Source organism: Vespertiliibacter pulmonis (assembly GCF_013377275.1).
In the GTDB taxonomy this organism is placed as follows: Bacteria; Pseudomonadota; Gammaproteobacteria; order Enterobacterales; family Pasteurellaceae; genus Vespertiliibacter; species Vespertiliibacter pulmonis.
Genome location: NZ_CP016615.1, coordinates 1,419,570 through 1,439,011, shown reverse-complemented (window position 1 = coordinate 1,439,011; position 19,442 = coordinate 1,419,570). Strand labels below are relative to the sequence as shown.

Genomic DNA, 19,442 nt, shown 5'->3' with positions numbered 1-19,442 from the left:
AATCTACTCTCCCTTTTTCTCAGTGTCAGGCTCTCTTTCAGCCGGTGTAGTTTCAGGAACAGCCTCATTCGGTATTTCGATTTTCAACTGCTCAACATTTTTTCCTACTTTTAAGTCAAGTTTTTCAACAGATACTGAACGACGATTTAATTTCTGTTTTAATAAATCTAAGCTCTGTAATTTTGTTGGGGCATCAATATAAATAGATTGTTCAATCAAATCATCAATTTCTTTTAAGAAATTTTTTACTGATTCTGCCTGAACATCAAAATAGCTTCTTACCCAAGTACTTACAGCTTCAAGGGATTGTTTATACAATTCATTTTGCTGACGAGGTACAGAAAGAATTGCAATTTGCAAACGTAAACGGATATTCTCACGTAAGTAAATCTCTTGATTTGGGGCAATGAAAGCTTTATCTTGCACCTGTTTTTTATCGGTTACTCGAATAAAATGGCTCAAAAAAGAGTCTGCACTTTTCTCAATGTTTTTTTGCCAATCACCAATAGAATCACTGATATCTTCACTTTCTTTAGCGGCTAATTGCTCATTATCTAGCATTGGCATATCATCAACTAAGTTTGCTAATTGAGCTAAACGTTGCATTACATTGTCTTGATCAACTTGGTTCAAGCTCATTAAATTATTGAGATCATCTTTTAGTGCTGTGCGGATTGCTATCACTTGCGGATCAGATATTTGGTTAAGCGTATTATCTGCCTCAATCAATAAACTTTTCGCTGTTTCAATATCATAGTCAATTACAATTTTGCGCAATGCATTTGTCAGTAGGAAATCGGCATCAGACAGTAACCACTGTGTTGGTTCTGCTTTCAAAGTAGGATCTAATTTCTCTAATTGTGTTTGCAAACTATTTATTTGTTGCTCATAGTTGGCTTGTTGTTGTTTAAGCTGAGTAAATTGTTCAAGTGATTTTTGCTGCTCACTTTCTAATTTGGCAATTTGTGCTTTTTCTACATCAAATGTAGGTATTTCTGCCCCCCCTTGAACACCTGTTCCACGCCCTTCTAATGCACTAAGTTGTTGTTTCACTGTAACAAGTTGTTGCTCTGTTTCGCTAAATTTTTGCTGACCAAAAAAATAACCTGCACCGCCCACGCCTAAAGCAACCAACAATGCTAATAAAGAAATTGCAGTACCGCCGGATGATTTTTTTACCACTTCAGTTTGTGGGGTATTTACTGCTTGTTCTTGCGATTCTTCTGTTGAGATAGTTTCTTCTACCACGTTTGCTTCCTCATTTTGATTGCTTAACGTTATCGGTTCTGATGGTGATGTAAAATTCTGTGCTGATTCAACCGCTTGTTCTACTAATACTTCACTCTCACCTGTTGATGTAGACTGCCTTGTATCAATTAAATCTTTGCCTTTACTGCGCTTAGCCATAATTTCCTACCTTATCTAAAGTTAAGATCCCTAATATTGTCTTAAGCAGACTACTGTTATCTGCCTTTTCTGAAATATGAATGCAGTTTGGTTGCCAACCCAACTGTATTGCTGATTGAGCAATACGTTTGCTAACAACAATTAAATTGCAACCAAGTAACCATGGATGATCCGATTCTAGCGTATTTTTTCGTAAACTTGTTAAAATTTCATTACTTGTTGCAACAATTGTATCAATTCCCGCTCGTTTCGCTAAACTAATTTTTTCACCTAAATTCTCTTTCAATGGAAGACGGCGATAACATTCAATAGTTCTAATTTCCGCCCCTCTTAATTGAGCTTGTTGTGCAAACAACTCTCGCCCAGTATCTGCCCGTAAAACCAACACGCTTTTATTGGTCAGATCTTGTAACTCAGATAAATTTAGTAATCCCTCACTTGATGCAGAATGTAGTGGGTAACGTACCGCTTGTTCTGATTTACTTGCCAAATAGTTTGCTGTACTTTCCCCTACGGCTAAATAACGCAGATCGCTTCGCCAACGAAATCCTGTTTCTATTAATGTTTGATGAGCAAAATCTACTGCACTTTTTGATACTGGAAAAAGATAATCTCCTGCATTTAGAGCAGATAATTGCGCAGGGAAATTTGGTAATTCATCACCAGCCTCTATACGAAAAAGTGGTTGATGAATAGCAAAAATATGATGTACCCTCAACATCTCAACAAGCTGCTGTCCCCGATAATCGGGACGAGTAACTAATACATTCATTTACATTTATTCAGATTGATAAACTGCTTGTAAAATATCGCCAGCTCCTTGAGCTAACAGTTTTTCTGCAATCTCAATGCCTAACTCTTCTGCCTTATCAATATGTGCAGAACCTTCTGCTCGAATGACTGCTGAACCATCTAATGCTCCAACTAACGCTCGTAAATAAAGCTGTTCATCTTCTAATTCAGCAAATCCTGCGATCGGAACTTGGCAGCCACCTTGTAAACGCTTATTCATTGCTCGTTCAGCAATAACACAATAAGCTGTTGGTTGATGATTTAATGCTCGAACATACTGTAAAACACGCTCATCATTTATACGAGTTTCTATTCCCACAGCTCCTTGTCCAACAGCAGGTAAAGACACTGTCGTTTCAATCAAATTACGAATGCGATTAGAAAGGCCTAAACGAATCAGACCCGCTGCGGCTAAAATAATAGCATCATATTCACCACTATCTAATTTTGCTAAACGTGTACCAACATTGCCTCGTAACGATTTCACTTGCAAATGAGGATACTGTGCAATTAGCTGACATTGACGGCGTAAACTTGATGTCCCTACCACTGCGCCTGCTGGCAAATCTGCTAGGCTATTGTGATGATTAGAAACAAACGCGTCTCGTGGATCTTCCCGCTCACAAATAACCGCTAATCCTAATCCATCAGGAAAACTCATTGGCACATCCTTCATTGAATGAACAGCCAAATCTGCCCGCCCCTCCAACAAAGCAAGCTCTAATTCTTTAACAAATAAGCCTTTTCCTCCAATTTTGGCTAAGGGAGTATCAAGAATAATATCGCCTTTCGTTACCATGGTAACTAATTCAACGGAGAGTTGAGGGAAACGTTGCTCTAAGGCATTTTTTACAAAATTGGCCTGCCATAATGCTAAGGGGCTTTGACGAGTTGCAATTCGGAGAATATCTTTCATTAGGCTAATTGGTTCTGAGATAAAAATGTTACTATGCTATCATTTTTTAGCTTAACTACCAAAATTAAAATTGTATAAATATGATAGTTAAAAAGCCCACTAAACAAGCGGGCATTTAACTCTAATTTTGCTACATAACCACAACATCAAACTGATCTTGATTATAGTAAGATTCTACTTTGATCTCGACTTTCTTACCGATAAATACTTCGAGCTCTGCTAACAATGCGTGAGATTCTTCATTGATCAAATACTCCGCTACCAATCTTGAAGCATACACAACATAACGTTGTGCGGAATAAAGATGATCAACCCGTACAATTTCACGCAGAATTTCATAGCAAAGGGTTTCTACTGTCTTAATTGTTCCTCGACCATTACAGGATAAACAATCACTACATAATATACGCTCTAAACTTTCACGAGTACGTTTACGAGTCATTTCGACTAAACCAAGCTGAGTAAAACCATTTACATTGGTTTTGACCCGATCACCCTTCAATGCCAATTCTAATGACTCTAAAACCCACTGACGATGCTCTTCTTCAAGCATATCAATAAAATCAATTACAATAATTCCCCCCAAATTACGCAAGCGTAGTTGGTGAGCAATCGCTTGTGTTGCCTCAATATTGGTATTAAAAATCGTATGAGCTAAATTTCGATGCCCAACAAATGCCCCTGTATTGACATCAATTGTCGTCATCGCTTCCGTTTGTTCAATAATCAGATACCCGCCTGATTTTAGATCTACTCGTTTATCTAATGCTTTTTGAATGCCATTTTCTACTTGGTAAGTATCAAAAATAGGCAAATCGCCTTCATATAAACTGACATTTTCGGTCAGCTCGGGCATAAACTCGGTTAAAAATTCTTTGACCTGTTCATAAGTAATTGTTGAGTCAATCTGAATAGCTTTAAGATGTGTGCCAACAAAGTCTCTTAAAACCCGTTGAGCCAACGCTAATTCACCATATAACATTGATTTTGTTGGTAATTTTACTTTACGATCTAACACTTTCCGCCATAATCGCTTCAAAAATGCCATATCTTGTTGCAAACTCTCTTCGCAGACATCTTCTGCGGCTGTTCGCACAATAAACCCACCTAATTCATCGCAATAAGGCTCAACAATCGCTTTTAGCCTCTCACGTTCAACTTCACTTTCAATCCGTTGCGAAACCCCAACGTGACTATTTTCAGGCATAAAAACTAAATAGCGAGAAGGCAAAGTGATATCCGTAGTAAGCCTTGCTCCTTTTGTGCCTAATGGATCTTTTACAACTTGCACTACAATATCTTGCCCTTCCCGTACTAATTCACTAATATTTTTGACGATAAATTGCTTTTTTTCATTTTCATCAACGCATTCAGTATGGGAAACAATATCGGAAGCGTGCAAAAAAGCTGCTTTTTCTAAGCCAATATCTACAAAAGCGGACTGCATTCCAGGCAAAACACGGGTTACTTTTCCTTTATAGATGTTTCCAACAAGCCCTCGCTTTGCCTCTCGTTCTATATGTACTTCTTTTAATAGTCCATTTTCCACCAAAGCAACTCGAGTTTCACTCGGGGTAACATTTACTAGCAATTCTGATTGAACCATTTTCTTTTCCATTTATATATCAACTATTCTTATTAGAAACAGCAAAATTCTATCACTACAAGCGGTCAATTTTAGAATATTTTTACGAAATATGTCGGCTCTTTCACTTTTAACTAGAATTTGCTACTCTTTCTCGAAATTTTGCTCCATTCTTTTAACGAGATAACCCAATGACAACAGATCAAACATTTATTACAGGTAAAGATGCTTCCCTTGAAAATAGCATTGAGAATTTCCAAACTAAACTTACCGCTTTAGGCTTTAATATTGAACAGGCCTCGTGGCTCAACCCTGTTCCAAATGTATGGTCGGTACATATTCGTGATAAAGACTGCCCTCAATGTTTCACAAATGGTAAAGGAGCAACTCAAAAAGCTGCACTCGCCTCTGCTTTAGGAGAGTTTTTTGAACGTCTTTCTACTAACTATTTTTGGGCAGATTTTTATTTAGGTAATCAGATAGCAAATAGCGATTTCGTACACTACCCCACCGAAAAATGGTTTGAAATTGAAGATGAAACAACACTACCAAGCGGTATTTTAGATCCTTTTTTATGTCATTTTTTTGATCCCAACAATGAGCTTACACCCGATCTCTTAGTCGATCTGCAATCGGGTAATGAGGCTCGAGGTATTGTTGCTTTACCTTATATCCGCCAGGCTGACCAACAAACCGTTTATATCCCACAAAGCATTATTGCTAATCTATTTGTTTCCAACGGAATGTCCGCAGGTAACAGCAAAAATGAAGCCCGTGTACAAGCACTATCTGAAATTTTTGAACGCTACGTTAAAAACCGTATTATCACAGATGCGATTAGCTTGCCTGAAATTCCAAGTGCAGTTATTGACAACTACCCAACCATTAAAGCCTCTATTCAGAAATTAGAAGATGAGGGCTTTCCTATTCTCTGCTACGATGCCTCTCTTGGTGGGGAATTCCCTGTAATTTGTGTCGTGCTACTCAACCCAAATAATGGCACAAGTTTTGCTTCTTTTGGTGCACACCCTAACTTCCAAGTTGCATTTGAGCGTACCGTAACTGAATTATTACAAGGCCGTAGCTTAAAAGATTTAGATGTATTCGCCTCCCCCTCTTTCCACAATGAAGATGTTGCCGAGCACGCTAATTTAGAAACCCATTTTATTGACTCAAGCGGTCTGATTTCATGGGATTTATTCAAATCAGAGGCTGATTATCCTTTCGTTCATTGGAATTTTTCTGGCACGACCGAACAAGAATTTGATAATTTAATGGCTATTTTTAATAAACACGACCAACCTATTTATATCATGGATTATGAACATTTAGGCGTTTATGCTTGCCGAATTCTTGCCCCAGGAATGTCAAATATCTATCCTGCTGATGATCTTATTTATGCCAATAATAATATGGGAATGCAATGGCGTGAAATTCTGCTTGATCTCCCTCATTTCCACCACGATCGTGAAACTTACCAAGAATTACTTGATGAGTTAGACGAACAAAGTATTGATGATATGACGCGTGTACGAGAATTTTTAGGGATTGTGGCAGACAAAGATTCCGCTTGGCAGCATTTACGCATTGGCGAATTAAAATCAATGCTACATCTTGCCATTGGAAATTTAGAAGACGCATTAGACTGGGCAAATTGGACGCTCAATATGAACGCCAGTGTTTTTAATGCTGAACAAAGTAACTACTACCGTTGCTTAATCAATTCCCTCGAACTTTTCCTTGATGAAAACCGAAATCCAGAGCAATACCGTATGGTATTTGAGAAAATGTATGGTAAAGAGGGCGTAGCACAAGTATGGTCAGCTATTCAAGGAGACAATCCATTCCACAGCTTACAAGCTACCGATGAATGTTTAAACGGTTTCACTGCTCACCAAAAATTATTAACTGCTTATCAAAAACTACAACGGGCAAAAGTAAATCCTCTCACCCGTTAATCAAACAAGCGGTCAAATTTCACTAATTATTTGTAAAATAATCACCAAAAATGACCGCTTGATAGTTATTTTTGCTCAAAGGCTTTCCGAGCATCATAATCATTGATAAATTTATCAAAACCTAATGAAAGGATTTTATTTATGAAGGCACTAACTTCACTTAATGACGCAATAAATTTTGATGTTCTCATCGTTGCTGTATAGTCTTTATCTAACAGAACAGAATTATCTTTTGACTTAAGAATTTTATAATTAATTTGATAAAGCCAATCAACATTAATTCCTATATCATCAACCTTGAATTTTTTCACCTTCCCTTCTAAAGTAATTTTTCCATTTCCCAAATCCACACCACTATGGTGAAGCTCCAATGCAGTTGTCTTTTTGGCTAATTCAGCAATCGGTGTATCAATAATAAATGATCCTATTGCAGTATTTTCAATCTGATTAGATTTTGCAATCCCTAAAGTTTCTGGAACATAGGAAAACTTACCTATATTCACTGAAGTATCTACTCTTACATAATTTTGTGGAACATAAGACGATGTCGTAATTACTTGACCTGAACAAGCTGTTAATAAAAGACCAATAGAACCAATAAAAATAAAAGCTAATAATTTTTTCATAATTGTTCCTAAATGCAAAAAAAGCAATTCATATTTAAAATGAACTGCTTAAAATAAATTATTGTTTTTTACCGCCAAAGCTTATATCAAGGTTGCTATTATTATCAAATTTAACTATGCCGGCTGCTTCTTTTGCTCCTTCCCCAGATAATATTCCTTTATACTGACCGCCATTATTCCCAAAAACACTGGCTTTACCTGAAAAATCTGCACCTGATAAATTTCCTTTATGTAAAGTAATATCACGTCTTAATTCATCACCATTGAAAACTGAAAATTTGATAGAGCCATCAACAGTTTTTGCACCAAAATCTACATTTAATGTAGTTATTCCTCCTTTTTGAATACCATTATCCTGTCCACTTAACCAAACGGCATCACCTTTGTACGTTGCAAAACCCGATTTTGGAATATCAGTTGCTTTTTCACCTTGATAACGTAGCTCTCTAAATGTCTCAGCATCATTGACCCAAAGACCATAAAAAGAACTATCATTATTTTGACCAAAAATCTTCCCTTCTTTCGTTTTTCCACCAACTGTGCCTTTATCGCTAATAGATAAATTAATTTTTTCTCCATCAGGCGTTTTTGCAGTTCCTGCACCCGATCCGCCGCCACCACAAGCTGAAAGAGCAATCATTGAAGTAATCAGTGAAGCTAATTTTAAGAGTTTCATTTTTTTCTCCTTAGATAGATGAAATAAGTATTTTTTACGAAGTTTACTCAATGATAGAGTAATGAGCAAAATATACACTTCGTAAGAGATAAATACAAGAGTAGAAATAACGAAAAATATCAATCATTGAGTAATATTAAATAAGTGATATAAGTAATGACAAAATTCTTGGCGAGTGATGTGGATTTAGCCATCGGTAGAAGGATTGTTCAAAGACGGCGTGAAATGGGGCTAAGTGGCGAAGCTCTTGCGGAACAGATTGGCGTTTCCCAACAACAATTCTCTCGCTATGAGCGGGGAGCAACAAAAATCAATGTAGCACATTTAGTTAATATTGCGGTTATTTTGAATACGCCCATTAGCTGGTTTTTCGCTGATAGCAAAGCCGAAAATTTAACATTTTCAAATCAAGAACATTACGTTCCTATTCGTAATGACATATTAAAACAACGACTAGATTTTCATTGGGCAAAATTAAATAATGAGCAAAAACGTAATTTAGTTAATTTTTTAGATTCCATCAATAAATAACATAATTATGAGAAGAGCAAGCGGTGAGTTCGCTTAAAATTTTATAGTTCATTTGCAAATTTTATAGAAACCCTACCGCTTTTACGCTTTTTTATAAACTCTCCCCGTTACCTTTGAATTTAGGCTATAATGATTGCATTTTGCAAATCATTGCAAACCGAATAGTTATTTTGAGGTTTTTATGACTCCTGTTGTTGCCCTTGTAGGCAGACCTAATGTGGGAAAATCCACATTATTTAATCGCTTAACTCGTACTCGTGATGCGTTAGTAGCGGATTTTCCTGGACTTACCCGTGATCGAAAATATGGTCAAGCCCATATTGCTGGACACGATTTCATTGTGATCGATACAGGCGGTATCGATGGTACAGAAGAAGGTGTGGAAGAAAAAATGGCAGAACAGTCGCTATTAGCGATTGAAGAAGCTGATGTGGTACTTTTCTTAGTAGATGCACGGGCAGGGCTTGTACCGGCGGATATTGGTATTGCCCAATATCTACGCCAACGTGATAAGCCAACAGTTGTTGTTGCTAATAAAACTGATGGTATTGATGCAGATTCTCATATTGGTGAATTTTATCAGCTCGGTTTAGGTGAAATTGAACCTATTGCCGCTTCACAAGGGCGAGGAGTTACTCAACTCATTGAACAAGTGCTAGCCCCTTTTGCGGAAATATTATTAGAAGAGCAAGCGATTAGTTCTGAAGAAAATTCTGCAAATGAAGATGACAATAAATCGCCTGTCCAAGACGAATGGGATCACGATTTTGATTTTGAAAATGAGGAAGACACTGCATTACTTGATGAAGCACTTGAGGCTGAAAGCGATGAAATTGAAGATAAAAATATCAAAATCGCCATTGTTGGACGTCCAAATGTTGGAAAATCAACCCTAACCAATCGCATTTTAGGCGAAGATCGGGTCGTTGTATACGATTTACCCGGTACAACAAGGGACTCTATTTATATTCCTATGGAACGTGACGGTCAGCACTATACGATTATTGATACTGCGGGGGTTCGTAAACGGGGTAAAGTCCATTTAACTGTCGAAAAATTTTCAGTAATTAAAACGTTACAAGCGATTCAAGATGCAAATGTTGTATTACTCACCATTGATGCTCGAGATGGCGTATCTGATCAAGATCTTTCCTTACTAGGCTTTATTCTAAATGCAGGAAAATCATTAGTCATTGTAGTAAATAAATGGGACGGCTTATCACAAGATGTAAAAGATAATGTAAAATCCGAGCTTGATCGCCGTTTAGATTTTATTGATTTTGCTCGTGTACATTTCATTTCTGCCTTACACGGCAGTGGTGTGGGTAACTTATTTGAATCTATTCAAGAAGCTTATCAATGTGCAACAAAGAAAATGACTACATCAATGCTAACACGCATTTTACAAATGGCAACTGATGAACATCAACCACCACTAGTAAACGGACGACGAGTAAAACTTAAATATGCTCACCCAGGTGGCTACAATCCGCCGATTATTGTAATTCACGGTAATCAAATTGAGCGTTTACCTGATTCTTACAAACGGTATTTATCAAACTATTTCCGTAAAAGCTTACGCATTATTGGCTCGCCAATTCGGGTATTATTCCAAGAAGGGAATAACCCTTTTGCAGGTAAACGGAATAAATTAACCCCAGGCCAATTACGCAAACGTAAACGTTTAATGAAATTTATTAAGAAAAATCGTAAATAATGCAATCCGCTCACTATTTTAAAATTAAATTGTGAGCGTTCTATTTACTTTTAAGAGAATATAGTAATGATGATGCAATACTCTTCCCAATTTAACAATGCTAAAGTATTAGTGCTTGGCGATGTAATGTTAGATCGCTACTGGTTTGGCGCAACCAACCGAATTTCCCCAGAAGCACCTGTTCCCGTAGTGAAAGTTCAAGAAAATGAAGAACGTGCTGGTGGTGCAGCTAATGTCGCAATGAATATTGCTAGTTTAAATGTAGCTGTGACCTTGCACGGTTTAATTGGGCAAGATGATGCTGGCAATGCGTTAGATAAACTATTACAAACACATAAAATTCAAAACCAGTGTGTAGCGGTCAATTCTCACCCTACTATTACGAAATTACGAATTTTATCTCGTCACCAACAACTGCTTCGTTTAGATTTTGAAGAAGGCTTTCACAATATTGATAGCCAACCATTACTTGCAAAATTAACTGATGAAATTACCGCTTACGGCGCATTAATTCTATCTGATTACGGTAAAGGCACATTAGATTCCGCCCAAGAAATGATCAAAATCGCCCGAAAAGCTCAAGTACCTGTTCTAATTGATCCAAAAGGCACTGATTTTGAACGCTATCGTGGTGCAACCCTGCTCACCCCTAATATGTCGGAATTTGAGGCTGTTGCAGGTATTTGCAATAACAATGATGATATTGTAGCAAAAGGGCTAAAAATGATTGCTGACTACGATTTTTCAGCTCTACTTGTTACTCGTTCAGAGAAAGGAATGACCTTAATTCGCCCAAATCAGCCTGCTTTCCACCTTCCAACCCAAGCAAAAGAAGTCTATGATGTTACAGGTGCTGGCGATACAGTAATTAGCGTGCTAGCAACAGCCATTGCTGATGGTCGTTCCTTAGAAGAAGCTTGCTATTTAGCCAATGCGGCGGCAGGAGTTGTAGTTGGTAAATTAGGCACATCAACTATAACACCTGTTGAACTAGATCAAGCCATTCATCAACGTACGGAAACTGGATTCGGCGTAACTGATGAGCAAACAATGAAAGCGATTATCACCCAAGCAAAACGTCGTGGCGAAAAAATTGTGATGACTAACGGCTGTTTTGACATTCTCCACCCAGGACACGTTTCCTATTTAGAAAATGCTCGGAAACTAGGCGATCGTCTAATTGTTGCGGTGAATACAGATGCCTCAGTAAAACGTTTAAAAGGTGAGTCTCGCCCAATCAATGATCTTCAAGCAAGAATGGCTGTACTAGCAGGGTTAGCCTCTGTGGATTGGGTTGTACCATTTTGTGAAGATACACCACAACGCTTAATTGCGGAACTCTTACCGGATTTACTCGTTAAAGGTGGAGATTACCAGCCTGAAGAAATTGCAGGTAGTAAAGAAGTGTGGGCAAATGGCGGGGAAGTGCGAGTCCTTAATTTCGAAAATGGCTGTTCAACCAGTAATGTGATCAAAAAAATCCAAGGGCTTTAATGTGGAAAAAATTATCATTGATACTGAACAATTTCAACGGACAATTTCTCGTATTTCTCATCAAATTATAGAAAAACATCATAACCTAGCTGATATTGTGCTTGTTGGGATTAAACGGCGTGGAGTTGAAATTGCACAGATGTTGCAATATCGTATTGCTGAACTTGCTAAAATTGAATTGCCGTTAATGGCATTAGATATTACATTTTATCGTGATGATCTAGCGCATCATAATACTGATCCTATTTACACTGGCAGTGAGAATTCAATATCATTGCAAGGTAAAAAAGTGATCTTAATTGATGATGTGCTATTCACTGGAAGAACTATTCGGGCAGCGCTTGATGCACTTCTTGAATTTGGCAGAGCAAATAAAATTGAATTAGTTATTTTTATTGATCGTGGCCATCGAGAACTTCCAATTCGAGCCGACTATGTTGGAAAAAATATTCCCACCTCAAAAAGTGAGAAAATTCAAGTAAGAACACAACATTATGATGGAATTAACCAAGTCGCTCTCTTAACATGATATTATTAGTCAAAGAATGAACCTTTTTATAAAAAAGTATTCTAATCTGAAAATTAAAGATTCATTATTTAAATAGGAAATAAATATGAAATTAACCTCTGTAAAATCGCTCTTTCTCACTTTTTGTGCACTCTTTGCTATAAGTACTGTACAAGCTGAAGAACGTGTAATTGCAACAGTTGATGGCTATCCCATTATGCAAAGCCAATTAATGAAAGTACTAGGCAAACGTGCTAATACAGAAGCAAACCGCACCTCTGCACTCAATGATTTAATTAATGATTTTTTAGTACAACGAGCAATTCAAGAATCAGGTTTAAAAATCAATTATGCTCAGGTAGATAGAATGATTGAAACTATCGCTGCACAAAATCATTTAACCTATGGGCAATTTTTAGATGCTCTTGATTATCAAGGAATTACCCTAAACCAATATCGTCAGCAGCTTGCTCACCAAATGATGATGGAACAAGTTCGCCAACATACAATTGGACAAACTATTCAAGTTGATCACCAACAGGTAGAATCACTTGCTAAAAAATTAATGGAAAAAGATAAAGCAGCAGGTAAATTAAAATCGACAACAGGAACTGAATACCGTATCAGCCATATTTTGCTTAAAACTACCCCAATTCTAAATGATGCACAAGCAAAAGCGAAATTAATGGCTTTAAGTAATGATATTAAAGCAGGTAAAACAACCTTTGAAGCCGCTGCTAGTACTAACTCTATAGACTATGCTTCAGGTGCTGAAGGTGGTGATTTAGGTTGGAACTTCTTAGAAATTTATGATCCTACTTTTGCAAAAGTTGCAAATAAAAGTAAAACAGGTGTAATTTCTGCCCCATTTAAATCACAATTTGGCTGGCATATTTTAAAAGTAACTGATACCCGTCAAGGCGATCGTACTGAAGATGCTTATTTACAGCAAGCCTACCAACAACTTATAAATAAACAAGCACAAGATGCATCAAAAGATTGGGTAAAAGCCTTAAAAGAACGTGCTACAATTAAATATACCCCTTAATAAATAAGACCATAAAATGGAACCTCGCACTTGCGGGGTTCTTTTGTATAATAAAAAATCTAATAATTTTCCTTTGTTTCCTAATTAAAAAGCAGTAATGCAAAAAATAGCTGGAAACAAACCGCTTATAGGATAATCAATGAGTTTAACTTCAAAAAAACACCTCGGACATACCGCTCGTAAACGTTTTGGGCAAAACTTTTTACACGATCAGAATGTTATTCACAATATTGTTTCGGCAATCAATCCACAAAAAGATCAATTCTTACTTGAAATAGGACCAGGCTTAGGCGCATTAACCGAGCCTGTTGCCGATAAAGTTGATAAGTTAACGGTGGTAGAACTAGACCGAGATTTAGCAGAACGTTTACGTCATCACCCTTTTCTAAATCAGAAATTAACTATTATTGAGCAAGATGCTTTACAATTTAATTTCCGTGAATATTTCTCTAGCCTTGAACTAAATGGTCAAAAAGTACGGGTATTTGGAAACCTACCCTATAATATCTCAACCCCGTTAATGTTCCATTTATTTAAGTTTCACGATGTCATTCAAGATATGCACTTTATGTTACAAAAAGAAGTGGTAAAACGGCTCTGTGCAGCGCCAAATAGTAAAACATACGGACGTTTAACGATTATGGCACAATATTATTGTCAGGTAATACCTGTATTAGATGTGCCACCCACTGCATTTAAGCCTGCACCAAAAGTAGAGTCTGCAGTCGTTCGTTTAATGCCTTACCAAACTTTACCGCACCCAGTAAAGGATATTTATTGGCTTAATCGAGTAACTACTCACGCATTTAATCAACGCCGTAAAACACTGCGTAATGCGCTTTCTACGCTATTTACATCAGAACAACTTACTATATTAGGTATTGATGCAAATGCACGAGCAGAAAACCTTTCTCTTGCTGATTACGCTCGGCTTGCTAATTATTTATACGATAACCCGCCAGAAACAGCTCAAATCGACCATAATGAACTCTTACTTGATGGAGAATAGGAATAAATTACCCATTAGTAAAAATTAAACTAAAATCACCGCTTGTGAATAGTAGTAGAAATAGAAAAGGCAGGAAAATTCCCGCCTTTTTATTATACTGAGATAAAATTATAAAATTTCTTTTGCTTTCTCAACAACATTCTCAACAGTAAAACCAAATAGTTTGAAAAGCTCGCCTGCTGGTGCTGATTCACCAAAACTATTCATTCCAACAATGCGACCATTAAATCCAACATATTTATACCAGAAATCTGCAATTCCTGCTTCAATCGCAACACGTTTTGTTACATTGCTTGGTAAGACAGATTCACGATAAGCCTTATCTTGAGCATCAAATACATTTGTACTTGGCATTGAAACTACACGCACATTATGTCCTTCTACCGCTAATACTTCTGCTGCTTTAACGGCTAATTCAACTTCTGAACCCGTTGCAATAAGAATGAGGTCAGGCGTACCATTACACTCTTTTAAAATATAACCACCACGAGCAATATTTGCGACTTGCTCTGGACTACGCTCCATTTGAGCTAAATTTTGGCGAGTAAAGATTAACGCACTTGGTCCAGTTTGTTTTTCAATCGCTGATTTCCAAGCAACTGCAGACTCCACCTGATCACAAGGACGCCAAGTATCTAAGTTTGGAATTAAACGTAATGCTGCTGTTTGTTCTACTGGTTGGTGTGTTGGGCCATCTTCCCCTAATCCAATTGAATCGTGAGTATAAACAAAAAGTACACGCTGTTTCATTAAGGCTGCCATACGCACTGCATTATGGGCATATTCCATAAACATTAAGAAAGTTGCACCATAAGGAATGAAACCACCATGTAGGGCAATACCATTCATAATTGCAGACATACCAAATTCACGAACACCGTAGTTTAAGTAATTGCCATCAATATTATATTCCGCACGAATTGGTTTTGAGCCTGACCATAAAGTTAAGTTTGAACTCGCTAAATCTGCTGATCCACCCAATAATTCTGGTAATAAATGAGCATAGGCTTCAATCGCATTTTGTGAAGCTTTACGGCTTGCAATATTCGCTGGATTTGCTTGTAGTTTTTCAATAAAGACTTGAGATTCCTCTGCCCAATTTTGCGGTAAATTACCTTCAACACGGCGAGTAAACTCTGCGGCTAGCTCTGGATAAGCGGTCTGATACGCAGCAAATTTTGCATTCCATTCTTTCTCTGCTATTTCACCTTTTGCTTTTGCGTCCCATTTTGCATAAATATCTGCTGGAATTTCAAATGGTGCATAATCCCAGTTTAAATTCGCACGGGTTAATGCAATTTCTTCATTCCCTAATGGTGCACCGTGACTATCATGAGAATTTGCTTTATTTGGTGAACCAAAACCGATTGTTGTTTTACAAATAATGAGCGTCGGACGATCTTTTTCAGCACGAGCATTCTCAATCGCAAATTTAACTTGCTCACTATCGTGTCCATCAACATTACGGATAACTTGCCAGCCATAAGATTCAAAACGCATTGCAGTATCATCTGAGAACCAGCCATCAACGTGCCCATCAATTGAAATATTATTATCATCATAAAAAGCAATCAATTTCCCTAAGCCAAGCGTACCTGCTAATGAACAGGCTTCGTGAGAAATTCCTTCCATTAAACAGCCATCACCTAGAAAAGCATAGGTATAATGATCAACAATAGTATGTCCTTCACGGTTAAATTGTGCTGCTAAGGTTTTTTCTGCAATAGCCATACCAACGGCATTAGTAATACCTTGACCTAAAGGTCCTGTGGTTGTTTCTACACCCGGTGCATAGCCATATTCTGGGTGGCCTGGGGTTTTAGAATGTAACTGACGAAACTGTTTTAAATCATCAATAGAAAGCTCATACCCTGTTAAATGTAACAAGCTATAAATTAACATTGAGCCGTGTCCGTTTGATAACACAAAGCGATCTCGATTTGCCCAAGCAGGATTTATTGGATTATGGGAAAGAAAATCACGCCATAATACTTCAGCAATATCTGCCATTCCCATTGGAGCACCAGGATGTCCTGAATTTGCTTTTTGTACAGCATCGATACTTAAAAAACGGATAGCATTTGCAAGTTGTCTGCGTTCTGTCATTTTTGACTCCTAAAATATAAATTATGAAACAATAATTGTTATGAATTCTACACTATTTGAACAAAAAAGAAGATAAAAACGATGCCCTAAATCATAATTTTATTCTAATCTTACATCACAAAGAGAATTAGCTTTCACTATACACATAAAATATGCTTATAGCGCCTCTTGAATTTCATTTTTATTATAACTATAATGCGATTTCGTGTTGAGATATTCTCAACTATTTTTAATACATATGGTATCAGACAGCCAAGTAGTATGCTCTGATGGCGATATGGCTTCTTTAGAGGTTTTCTATTATGAAAAAAGGTATTCACCCTAATTACGTAGAAATTACGGCAACTTGTTCTTGCGGTAATGTGATCAAAACACGTTCAACCGTTGATAAAAATTTAAACCTTGATGTATGTGGCAACTGCCACCCATTCTATACAGGTAAACAACGTGTTGTTGATACTGGCGGTCGTGTTGAGCGTTTCAATAAACGTTTTAGCATTCCAGGTGCAAAATAATAATCAGTTTAAACTAGTGAAAGCCTCGCAAAATGTGAGGCTTTTTTATTCCAGTATTTTCGTTTTTTAATAAAAAAATCGCACTTATTCATTTAGTGCGATTTTCTTATAATCGATAATTATTTACTACCTTCTATAGCAAATATTACTCATCTTCAAACCGCTTTGCCTTATATTTCGGGTTCATTAAATTATCAACAGAGAGAATATCATCAAGCTGTTCTGCAGTTAATAAACCACGCTCTAATACAACATCACGTACACTACGCCCTGTTGTTGCACAGATTTTACCCACAATATCACCTTCGTGATGTCCAATAAATGGATTCAGATAAGTAACAATTCCAATTGAATTAAAGACATAGTTTTCACAAATTTCTTTATTCACAGTAATACCGTCAATACATTTATCTCTTAAATTAACACACGCATTAGTGAGTAATTCAATCGATTCAAACATCGCTTGTGCAATAACAGGCTCCATAACATTTAACTGTAATTGTCCTGCTTCGGCAGCAAACGTAATCGTTGTATCATTACCGATCACTTTAAAGCATACCTGATTAACGACTTCTGGAATTACTGGATTTACTTTTGCTGGCATAATAGATGAGCCAGCCTGTAATTCTGGTAAGTTAATCTCATTTAAACCCGCACGAGGGCCTGATGAGAGTAAACGTAAATCATTACATACTTTAGATAATTTTACCGCTGTACGCTTTAATGCACCGTGAACCATCACATACGCACCACAATCAGACGTTGCCTCGATCAAATTTTCAGACAACACACAAGGAAGAGCGGTTACTTCTGATAAATATTTTACGACTAACTCCGCATAACCTTCAGGTGTATTCAGCCCTGTTCCTATGGCTGTTGCACCAAGATTAACTTCTAATAATAATTCAGCAGTTCGTTTTAAATTTTTAACCTCTTCATCAAGTAGAACGGAAAACGCTTTAAACTCTTGCCCAACTGTCATTGGTACCGCATCTTGTAACTGCGTTCTTCCCATTTTTAATACTTGAGAAAATTCATTTGCCTTATTCTCAAAACTTTGCTGTAAATAGAGAATTTTGCTGATTAGATGCATAATGCTGTTATAGACAGCAATACGAAAACCCGTTGGATAAGCATCATTGGTAGATTGGCTTGCATTAACGTGATCCATCGGATTCACATATTGATACTCTCCTTTTTTATGCCCTAATAATTCTAAAGCAAGATTTGCAACTACTTCATTAGTATTCATGTTTACAGATGTACCCGCTCCACCTTGATAAATATCTGATGGGAACTGATCCATACAACGTCCATTTTTCAAAATTTCATCACAAGCTTGTACAATAATTTTCGCAATCTTCTTCGGAATAGCACCTAACTCACCATTTGCTAATGCTGTAGCTTTTTTCACCATTACCATTCCCCGAACAAACTCAGGGACATCAGAAATCACAGCATTTGAAATATTAAAATTTTCTACTGCTCGTAATGTATGAATCCCCCAATAAGCCTCATTTGGTACATCACGTTCACCCAGTAAATCAATTTCAATACGTGTATCACTCATTTTAGTATCCTTTTGTTATCAAAATGTTGTGTGAATGATAGCGATTTTGAGTAGAAAAAAACGTGAAGCAGATCAAATTTCAGAAATCTGATAAGCGATATAAATTAAGATTTAAGATTAGTTTTTTTTATGATATAAAATTTCACCTTCATAAACATAAATGGTTAATTGACAAATAACCTTATGCAACTTACCGCTTGTAATTATCATAAATCAATGAGTTAAATTAAATTCTCACTCATTAAACCAAAAGTTTGCATCAAATTTCGAAAAATTTTTGTTACAACACGCAGATTTTCATTAATTTCATAAAATCTATTTGCCAAAACAAAGAAGTTTTGATATTTATACGCCCTTTCGACTAGCCCCTAAAAGTTGTGCTTAGGGAAAACCATACATTAACAGGAGTGATCTATGACTCAAGTGGCAAAAACCACTTCGCTCAGTTTATTAGCCTTAGCCGGCGTAACCCCTTACCAGCTGGGCAAAAATGAAGAATATATGGACGATGCGCAAATTGAGCATTTTCGTAAAATTCTCAAAGCGTGGCACGCTCAAATAATGGAAGAAGCAGAACGGACTAAAAACCAAATGCAAGATGATGTAACCAATTTTGCCGATCCTGCCGACAGAGCAACCCAAGAAGAAGAATTTAGTTTAGAACTTCGTAATCGTGATCGTGAACGCAAATTACTCAAAAAAATTGAGCAAACTCTAACTAAATTAGATTCTGGCGACTATGGATACTGTGATGCCTGTGGCATTGAAATTGGACTAAAACGGCTAGAAGCCAGACCAACTGCAGATTTATGTATCGACTGTAAAACCCTAGCCGAAATTCGTGAAAAACAGATGGGTGGATAATTATATCTATTTAATATGACACAAAGGATAGCATTTGCTATCCTATTTTATTAAACCACCTAACAAAATAGCAATAAGCTATTATTCACAGTATAATTACTAAATTATTTTTAATTGCAA

17 protein-coding genes are annotated in these 19,442 nt (G+C 36.9%); 9 read left to right on the top strand and 8 right to left on the bottom strand.

Going from position 1 to position 19,442, the window contains the following annotated elements:
* Nucleotides 1-3: 3 nt before the first annotated feature.
* From A6B43_RS07010 to rng, 4 genes are all read right to left on the bottom strand, one after another.
* The gene (locus tag A6B43_RS07010) at nt 4-1,407 is read right to left on the bottom strand and encodes a uroporphyrinogen-III C-methyltransferase (RefSeq protein ID WP_124210267.1); all 1,404 of its coding nucleotides are present in this window, start codon (nt 1,405-1,407) and stop codon (nt 4-6) included.
* Nucleotides 1,400-2,179 carry a uroporphyrinogen-III synthase gene (locus A6B43_RS07005; RefSeq protein ID WP_124210266.1) on the bottom strand — a complete coding sequence of 260 codons (780 nt, stop codon included), beginning with the start codon at nt 2,177-2,179 and terminating at the stop codon, nt 1,400-1,402. The genes A6B43_RS07010 and A6B43_RS07005 overlap by 8 nt, the downstream gene beginning before the upstream one ends.
* Before the next feature lie 6 nt (nt 2,180-2,185).
* Entirely contained in the window at nt 2,186-3,115 is a 930-nt protein-coding gene (hemC, locus tag A6B43_RS07000) for a hydroxymethylbilane synthase (protein ID WP_124210265.1), read from the bottom strand.
* Nucleotides 3,116-3,245: 130 nt separating this feature from the next.
* The gene (gene rng / locus A6B43_RS06995; protein ID WP_124210264.1) at nt 3,246-4,721 is read right to left on the bottom strand and encodes a ribonuclease G; all 1,476 of its coding nucleotides are present in this window, start codon (nt 4,719-4,721) and stop codon (nt 3,246-3,248) included.
* Between the two features lie 170 nt (nt 4,722-4,891).
* On the opposite strand from rng, the gene ycaO reads away from it, so the two are divergent.
* Nucleotides 4,892-6,658 carry a 30S ribosomal protein S12 methylthiotransferase accessory factor YcaO gene (gene ycaO / locus A6B43_RS06990; protein WP_124210263.1) on the top strand — a complete coding sequence of 589 codons (1,767 nt, stop codon included), beginning with the start codon at nt 4,892-4,894 and terminating at the stop codon, nt 6,656-6,658.
* Between the two features lie 65 nt (nt 6,659-6,723).
* Here the strand turns inward: ycaO and A6B43_RS06985 are convergent, their stop codons facing one another.
* Together A6B43_RS06985 and A6B43_RS06980 are read right to left on the bottom strand one after the other, a co-directional pair.
* Nucleotides 6,724-7,284 (bottom strand): integrase, encoded by a 561-nt coding sequence (locus A6B43_RS06985; RefSeq protein ID WP_124210262.1) that lies wholly within the window; start codon nt 7,282-7,284, stop codon nt 6,724-6,726.
* Nucleotides 7,285-7,342: 58 nt separating this feature from the next.
* Nucleotides 7,343-7,960, bottom strand: coding sequence for a transferrin-binding protein-like solute binding protein (locus tag A6B43_RS06980; protein ID WP_124210261.1), 618 nt, complete (start codon nt 7,958-7,960; stop codon nt 7,343-7,345).
* A 156-nt stretch (nt 7,961-8,116) separates the two neighbouring features.
* On the opposite strand from A6B43_RS06980, the gene A6B43_RS06975 reads away from it, so the two are divergent.
* The 6 genes from A6B43_RS06975 (at nt 8,117) to rsmA (ending at nt 14,267) form a co-directional block, all read left to right on the top strand.
* A complete protein-coding gene (locus A6B43_RS06975; protein WP_124210260.1) occupies nt 8,117-8,491 on the top strand; it encodes a helix-turn-helix domain-containing protein in 375 nt (124 codons plus the stop codon).
* A 181-nt stretch (nt 8,492-8,672) separates the two neighbouring features.
* Nucleotides 8,673-10,208, top strand: coding sequence for a ribosome biogenesis GTPase Der (gene der, locus A6B43_RS06970; protein ID WP_124210259.1), 1,536 nt, complete (start codon nt 8,673-8,675; stop codon nt 10,206-10,208).
* Nucleotides 10,209-10,274: 66 nt separating this feature from the next.
* A complete protein-coding gene (gene hldE / locus A6B43_RS06965; RefSeq protein WP_124210258.1) occupies nt 10,275-11,702 on the top strand; it encodes a bifunctional D-glycero-beta-D-manno-heptose-7-phosphate kinase/D-glycero-beta-D-manno-heptose 1-phosphate adenylyltransferase HldE in 1,428 nt (475 codons plus the stop codon).
* A 1-nt stretch (nt 11,703) separates the two neighbouring features.
* Nucleotides 11,704-12,231, top strand: coding sequence for a bifunctional pyr operon transcriptional regulator/uracil phosphoribosyltransferase PyrR (gene pyrR, locus A6B43_RS06960; RefSeq protein WP_124210257.1), 528 nt, complete (start codon nt 11,704-11,706; stop codon nt 12,229-12,231).
* Between the two features lie 85 nt (nt 12,232-12,316).
* Nucleotides 12,317-13,258 carry a peptidylprolyl isomerase gene (locus tag A6B43_RS06955; protein ID WP_124210256.1) on the top strand — a complete coding sequence of 314 codons (942 nt, stop codon included), beginning with the start codon at nt 12,317-12,319 and terminating at the stop codon, nt 13,256-13,258.
* Between the two features lie 139 nt (nt 13,259-13,397).
* A complete protein-coding gene (gene rsmA / locus A6B43_RS06950; protein WP_124210255.1) occupies nt 13,398-14,267 on the top strand; it encodes a 16S rRNA (adenine(1518)-N(6)/adenine(1519)-N(6))-dimethyltransferase RsmA in 870 nt (289 codons plus the stop codon).
* Between the two features lie 108 nt (nt 14,268-14,375).
* Here the strand turns inward: rsmA and tkt are convergent, their stop codons facing one another.
* Nucleotides 14,376-16,373, bottom strand: a complete 1,998-nt coding sequence (gene tkt, locus A6B43_RS06945; protein ID WP_124210254.1) for a transketolase — start codon at nt 16,371-16,373, stop codon at nt 14,376-14,378.
* A 302-nt stretch (nt 16,374-16,675) separates the two neighbouring features.
* Here tkt and rpmE point away from each other — a divergent pair, with 302 nt between their 5' ends.
* Nucleotides 16,676-16,888: a 50S ribosomal protein L31 gene (rpmE, locus tag A6B43_RS06940; RefSeq protein WP_124210253.1), complete on the top strand. Its 213-nt coding sequence runs from the start codon at nt 16,676-16,678 to the stop codon at nt 16,886-16,888.
* 145 nt (nt 16,889-17,033) lie between these two features.
* On the opposite strand, the gene aspA is transcribed toward rpmE, so the two are convergent.
* Nucleotides 17,034-18,458 carry an aspartate ammonia-lyase gene (aspA, locus tag A6B43_RS06935; RefSeq protein ID WP_124210252.1) on the bottom strand — a complete coding sequence of 475 codons (1,425 nt, stop codon included), beginning with the start codon at nt 18,456-18,458 and terminating at the stop codon, nt 17,034-17,036.
* Nucleotides 18,459-18,872: 414 nt separating this feature from the next.
* Between aspA and dksA the strand changes: the two genes are divergently transcribed.
* Nucleotides 18,873-19,322: an RNA polymerase-binding protein DksA gene (dksA, locus tag A6B43_RS06930; RefSeq protein ID WP_124210251.1), complete on the top strand. Its 450-nt coding sequence runs from the start codon at nt 18,873-18,875 to the stop codon at nt 19,320-19,322.
* Nucleotides 19,323-19,442 lie beyond the last annotated feature (120 nt).

Bases quoted from the DNA above. Each gene is read 5' to 3' on its own strand.
- A6B43_RS07010 (WP_124210267.1), bottom strand. From the start codon at position 1,407: ATGGCTAAGCGCAGTAAAGGCAAAGATTTAATTGATACAAGGCAGTCT.
- A6B43_RS07005 (WP_124210266.1), bottom strand. From the start codon at position 2,179: ATGAATGTATTAGTTACTCGTCCCGATTATCGGGGACAGCAGCTTGTT.
- hemC (WP_124210265.1), bottom strand. From the start codon at position 3,115: ATGAAAGATATTCTCCGAATTGCAACTCGTCAAAGCCCCTTAGCATTA.
- rng (WP_124210264.1), bottom strand. From the start codon at position 4,721: ATGGTTCAATCAGAATTGCTAGTAAATGTTACCCCGAGTGAAACTCGA.
- ycaO (WP_124210263.1), top strand. From the start codon at position 4,892: ATGACAACAGATCAAACATTTATTACAGGTAAAGATGCTTCCCTTGAA.
- A6B43_RS06985 (WP_124210262.1), bottom strand. From the start codon at position 7,284: ATGAAAAAATTATTAGCTTTTATTTTTATTGGTTCTATTGGTCTTTTA.
- A6B43_RS06980 (WP_124210261.1), bottom strand. From the start codon at position 7,960: ATGAAACTCTTAAAATTAGCTTCACTGATTACTTCAATGATTGCTCTT.
- A6B43_RS06975 (WP_124210260.1), top strand. From the start codon at position 8,117: ATGACAAAATTCTTGGCGAGTGATGTGGATTTAGCCATCGGTAGAAGG.
- der (WP_124210259.1), top strand. From the start codon at position 8,673: ATGACTCCTGTTGTTGCCCTTGTAGGCAGACCTAATGTGGGAAAATCC.
- hldE (WP_124210258.1), top strand. From the start codon at position 10,275: ATGATGATGCAATACTCTTCCCAATTTAACAATGCTAAAGTATTAGTG.
- A6B43_RS06955 (WP_124210256.1), top strand. From the start codon at position 12,317: ATGAAATTAACCTCTGTAAAATCGCTCTTTCTCACTTTTTGTGCACTC.
- rsmA (WP_124210255.1), top strand. From the start codon at position 13,398: ATGAGTTTAACTTCAAAAAAACACCTCGGACATACCGCTCGTAAACGT.
- tkt (WP_124210254.1), bottom strand. From the start codon at position 16,373: ATGACAGAACGCAGACAACTTGCAAATGCTATCCGTTTTTTAAGTATC.
- rpmE (WP_124210253.1), top strand. From the start codon at position 16,676: ATGAAAAAAGGTATTCACCCTAATTACGTAGAAATTACGGCAACTTGT.
- aspA (WP_124210252.1), bottom strand. From the start codon at position 18,458: ATGAGTGATACACGTATTGAAATTGATTTACTGGGTGAACGTGATGTA.
- dksA (WP_124210251.1), top strand. From the start codon at position 18,873: ATGACTCAAGTGGCAAAAACCACTTCGCTCAGTTTATTAGCCTTAGCC.